Origin of the sequence: Halorubrum sp. AD140, assembly GCF_034497445.1 — an archaeon.
Lineage (GTDB): Archaea > Halobacteriota > Halobacteria > Halobacteriales > Haloferacaceae > Halorubrum.
The window spans coordinates 1-4,409 of the sequence record NZ_JAXRUU010000112.1; the positions used below are offsets into that span (position 1 = coordinate 1).

Annotated in this window: 5 protein-coding genes; 4 read left to right on the forward strand and 1 reads right to left on the reverse strand. The window is 66.3% G+C overall.

Translation table 11 applies throughout. The features are described from left to right. From U4E84_RS16250 to U4E84_RS16265, 4 genes are all read left to right on the forward strand, one after another. Positions 1-375 (forward strand): SufD family Fe-S cluster assembly protein (locus U4E84_RS16250; RefSeq protein ID WP_322533158.1); only part of this gene is annotated, 375 nt, incomplete at its 5' end. A 1-nt stretch (position 376) separates the two neighbouring features. Continuing rightward, entirely contained in the window at positions 377-1,591 is a 1,215-nt protein-coding gene (gene sufD / locus U4E84_RS16255; protein WP_322533159.1) for a Fe-S cluster assembly protein SufD, read from the forward strand. A 151-nt stretch (positions 1,592-1,742) separates the two neighbouring features. Then, entirely contained in the window at positions 1,743-2,228 is a 486-nt protein-coding gene (locus U4E84_RS16260) for a ferritin-like domain-containing protein (protein ID WP_322533160.1), read from the forward strand. A 43-nt stretch (positions 2,229-2,271) separates the two neighbouring features. Beyond that, positions 2,272-2,709, forward strand: coding sequence for a metal-dependent transcriptional regulator (locus U4E84_RS16265; RefSeq protein WP_322533161.1), 438 nt, complete (start codon positions 2,272-2,274; stop codon positions 2,707-2,709). A 28-nt stretch (positions 2,710-2,737) separates the two neighbouring features. Here U4E84_RS16265 and prf1 read toward each other — a convergent pair whose 3' ends face one another. Beyond that, positions 2,738-3,988 carry a peptide chain release factor aRF-1 gene (gene prf1, locus U4E84_RS16270; protein WP_322533162.1) on the reverse strand — a complete coding sequence of 417 codons (1,251 nt, stop codon included), beginning with the start codon at positions 3,986-3,988 and terminating at the stop codon, positions 2,738-2,740. Between the last annotated feature and the right edge of the window lie 421 nt (positions 3,989-4,409).

Genomic DNA, 4,409 nt, shown 5'->3' on the forward strand with positions numbered 1-4,409 from the left:
GTCGAGTCGAAGTCGATCGCGAAGGACGGCGGCCGCACGAACTACCGCGGGCTCGTCCACATCGCGGACGGCGCCGAGAACTCCTCGACGGCGGTCGAGTGCGACGCGCTGATGTTCGACAACCAGTCGACGTCGGACACGATGCCGTACATGGAGATCAACGAGTCGAAGGTCGACGTCGCCCACGAGGCGACCGTCGGGAAGATCGGCGACGAGGACATCTTCTACCTGCAGTCGCGCGGCCTCGACGACGACGACGCGAAGCAGATGATCGTCTCGGGCTTCATCGAGCCCATCACGGAGGAGCTGCCGATCGAGTACGCCGTCGAGCTGAACCGGCTCGTCGAGCTGGAGATGGAGGGTTCGCTCGGATAACATGAGCACGAAAGCAATCGAGAGCCTCTCGGAGGACACGGTACGACGCATCGCCGACGAACGCGACGAGCCCGAGTGGCTCCTCGAGACCCGTCTGAACGCGCTCTCGGCGCTGGAGACGGCGGAGCTGCCGGACGTCATCCAGACGCCCGGACGCCGCTGGACCGACCTGGAGGCGCTCGACTTCGAGGCGCTCGTCGACCCGCTGAACCAGTCCGACGCCACGGAGCGGGCCGCCGGCGACGACGAGGTCGTCGTCCTCCCGTTCACCGAGGCGTTCGACGAGTACGGCGACGTCATCGAGGCGAACTTCGGCTCGGTGCTCGACCCAGAACACAACTACCTCACGGCGCTGTCGGTCGCGCTCTTCACGACCGGCACGTTCGTCTACGTCCCCGAGGGCGTCGACGTGGAGGACGTGACGGTGCGCGCGGAGATGAACTCCCGCTCGCTGTTCAGCCAGACGCTCGTCGTCGCCGAGGAGTCGTCGTCGGTGACGATCCTCGAGTCGATCGAGTCCGGTGAAGGCGGGGTCGACGGCGACCGCTACTTCTCGAACCTCGTCGAGATCGTCGCGGGCGAGAACTCGACCGTCCAGTTCGGCTCGCTGCAGAACCTCGACGACGACTCGTACACCTACTCGCTGAAGCGCGGCGTGACCGACACGTACGCGACGATCGACTGGATCGAGAGCAACTTCGGCTCGAAGCTCACCCGCTCCGACGTCGAGACCGAGCTCGAGGGCGACGGCTCCGAGAGTCAGATCGTCGGGACGTTCTTCGGCACCGACGACCAGCACTTCGACATCAACGCCCGCGTCTGGCACCGCGCCGAGCACACGACGGCCGACCTCGTCACGCGCGGCGTGCTCGACGACGTTGCCCGCTCCGTCTACGAGGGCGTCCAGGACGTCGGCGAGGACGCGTGGAACACGTCCAGCTACCAGCGCGAGAACACGCTGATGCTGTCGGACGACGCCGAGGCCGACGCGTCGCCGAAGCTGATCATCCACAACCACGACACCGAGGCCTCCCACTCCGCGACGGTCGGACAGGTCGACGCCGAGGACCTGTTCTACCTGGAGAGCCGCACGATCGACTCCCGTACGGCGCGGAACATGCTCGTCGAGGGCTTCTTCGTGCCCGTGTTAGAGGAGATCGCGGTCGACGAGTTCCGCGACGACGTCGAGGAGCTCGTCTTCGAGCGCCTCCAGTAGGTGGCGGCGCTCGGCGGCTGTTCGAGGCGGCGACGGCGGTTTTTCTGTTTCCCGACGACGACCCCCGGCTGAAGGGGAACATCTTAAGTCAGCCTGCACCCGAAGACGAGTGTATGCGAACGGGCGTATCGAGCGGTGACGGGTGGTCGCCGTGAGCGTGAGCCAGCGGATCACCTCGGACGACCAGCTCGCTCGGCTGCTGCAGATCGGGATCGTGTTGGAGGAGGTGGTCGAGGCGCGGTCGCACCACCACTATCAGAGCCTGGACGCCGAGCTCGACGAAGAGATCGAGGCGCTGCTCGCGGACGCCGCCGAGGAGTCCGCCGACCACCGCGAACGGCTGGAGTCGCTCATCGAGGGACTCGGCGTCGACAGCGTTCCGTTCGACGAGATCGAATCGCTCGTCGACGCCCGCTACGGGCGAACCAAGCCCGAGGACTTCGACGGGATCCTGTACGACCAGCTGTGTAACGAGGAGACCGCCTACAAGTTCTACGACGACCTCATCGACGCGATCGAGGCGTCCAACGCCGAGTTCTCGATCGACCGGGCGGTCCTCTTGGAGACGCTGCGAACGATCCGCGAGGAGGAGGCGGCGGGCGTCAGCGAGGTCACGGAGGTCATGGAGCGACGATGAATCGGCGTATCGAACCGACGACGATCCCCGACGGAGGAGACCCGTGAACACCGCAGACCAGTACCTCAAGACGATATACGTCGTACAGAAACAGGAGGACGGGCCGGCCTCGACGGGGTCGATAGCCGACGCCCTGGACGTGAGCCCCGCGAGCGCGAACGAGATGATCGGCAAGCTGGAGGGGCGCGGGCTCGCCGAGCACGAGAAGTACAAGGGGGTCCGGCTCACCGACGACGGGATCGTCCGGGCGCGGGACGCGCTCCAGACGTACTGTATCATCGAGCGGTTCCTCGCGAACGTGCTCGGCGTCGAGGAGTTCCGCGAGGAGGCCCGCGAGTTGGAGGCCGTCATCGACGACACCGTCGCCGACCGGCTGGACACGATCATCGACCGACAGCCGGAGTGTCCGGACTGTTTCGACCCCGAGACGGACGCCTGCGCGTGTCTGGAGATCGCGGCCGCGCCCGTCGACTCGGACTGAGGCCGATCCGGCGCTCGCCGGAGTGACTCTACACGCCGGTCGAGTACCGCAGGATGCCCGCGATGCCGCCGAACGCGTCCATCAGCTGCTCGCCCTTCTCGAAGTCCGTCGAGATGAACTTCGTGTCCGTCCCGCGCTGCTCGGCGATGTTCATCAGGTGTTCGATCACGTCGTCGCGCTCGTCGACGTCTGCCGCCTCGCCGCACTCCGAACACTCGTGTGAGGGGGTGGAGTGTCGCGAGTCGATCACCTCGTACTCCTCGTGGCCGTTCGGGCACTCGTAGACGACGACGTCGGAGCGGAGGTCCTCGGAGATGAGCAGCCGGTCGACCGAGCCCATGATCAGGTTCCGGCGGGTCTGCTCGAACCCGTAGGTCGCCTCCTCGCCGGTGTTGAGCTTCTCGAAGAACTCCTCCATGTGACGTTTGTCCTCGACGATCTCCTGGTCGGCGAGCGCCTCGCTGGCGTTGTCGACGAGGTCTTTCAGCCCGGACTCGTCGGTGTAGGCCACGTCGAACTTGCCGAGCACCTTGTCCTGGAGCTCGTGGTGGAGGTAGTCGCCGTCGAGGAACTCGTCTTTCGTCGGGGAGGGACCGCCGACGAGGATGCCGTCGAGCTCGTGGCGCTTGTCGACGAACAGGTCGTTGGCCATCCCCGCGACCTCCTGGTAGAAGTTGTCGATCGCCTCGAGCCGGAGGCGGGCGAACCGCTGGGCTGACTGCCCCCCCTTCCGCTGTTTGCCGGGGACGAGCGAGGAGGCGGACTTGACGGGCTCGATCCGCTTGCCCTTCAGCCAGCCGACGTTGGCCTCGCGTCGGTCCAGGACGATGAGCCCGAACAGCCCGGAGTCCTCCAGCATGTGTTCGAGCGGCTCGGTGAGGAACTCGGAGTCGCAGTGGTATCGGAACGACTCGACGGGCTGGGGCGGCGACTCCAGCGTCCGGGTGACCATGTCGGTCTGACCGCCGCCGGAATCGATGGCGCCGGAGAAGATCACCATCCCGTTCTCGGGCGGGAAGGTGTCGTAGTAGCGGAGGCGGTCCTTGATCGAGGTGAGCGCGTCCTGGACGGCCGTCCGGGTCTGCTTGGACTTGATGTTCGACGCCTCGCTGTGTTCCTGGGTGACGTGGGCGACCACGTCGGAGATCTGCCGATCCTCGGGGATGTAGATGGTGACGAGCTGCGTGCCGGAGCCCTCGAAGTCGCGGAGCTCCTCGATGACCTTGCGGAACTCGTACTTCCGCCGGTCGTCGCTCGCCTCCTGGGCGTCGCTACTCATTACCCGAACTACGGCGGCGTGCGTGTAAGTAAGCTTTGACCTCCCCCGCCGGCGGGACGGTACCGGACCGCACGGGACGTCGATCGGACGATCATATATAAGTGATGTGCGGTGGCGTGCGCCTGTGAGCGCCCGAAGGGCGCGAACAGCGTCGCGCGAGGGAGGTCGGTGGCGGCCGCGATGCGGTGCGGTTCCGCGGCCGCCACCGACCGAGGCTGGGGAGGCGTGAGGTGCGGTGCTGTGCGGTGGGACTCAAAGGGGCAGTCGCGAGGCCGACGCAGACGACGCAAGCACCGCAAGGAGTGAGCGAAGCGAACGACTAAGGAGCGCAGCGAGTGTGCGTCGGCCTCGCGGCTGGGGCTTTGGAGGTGATCGCCGTGGAGTCGTCGATCACGTACGGCCGAGCGGCTGGGGCTTTGGA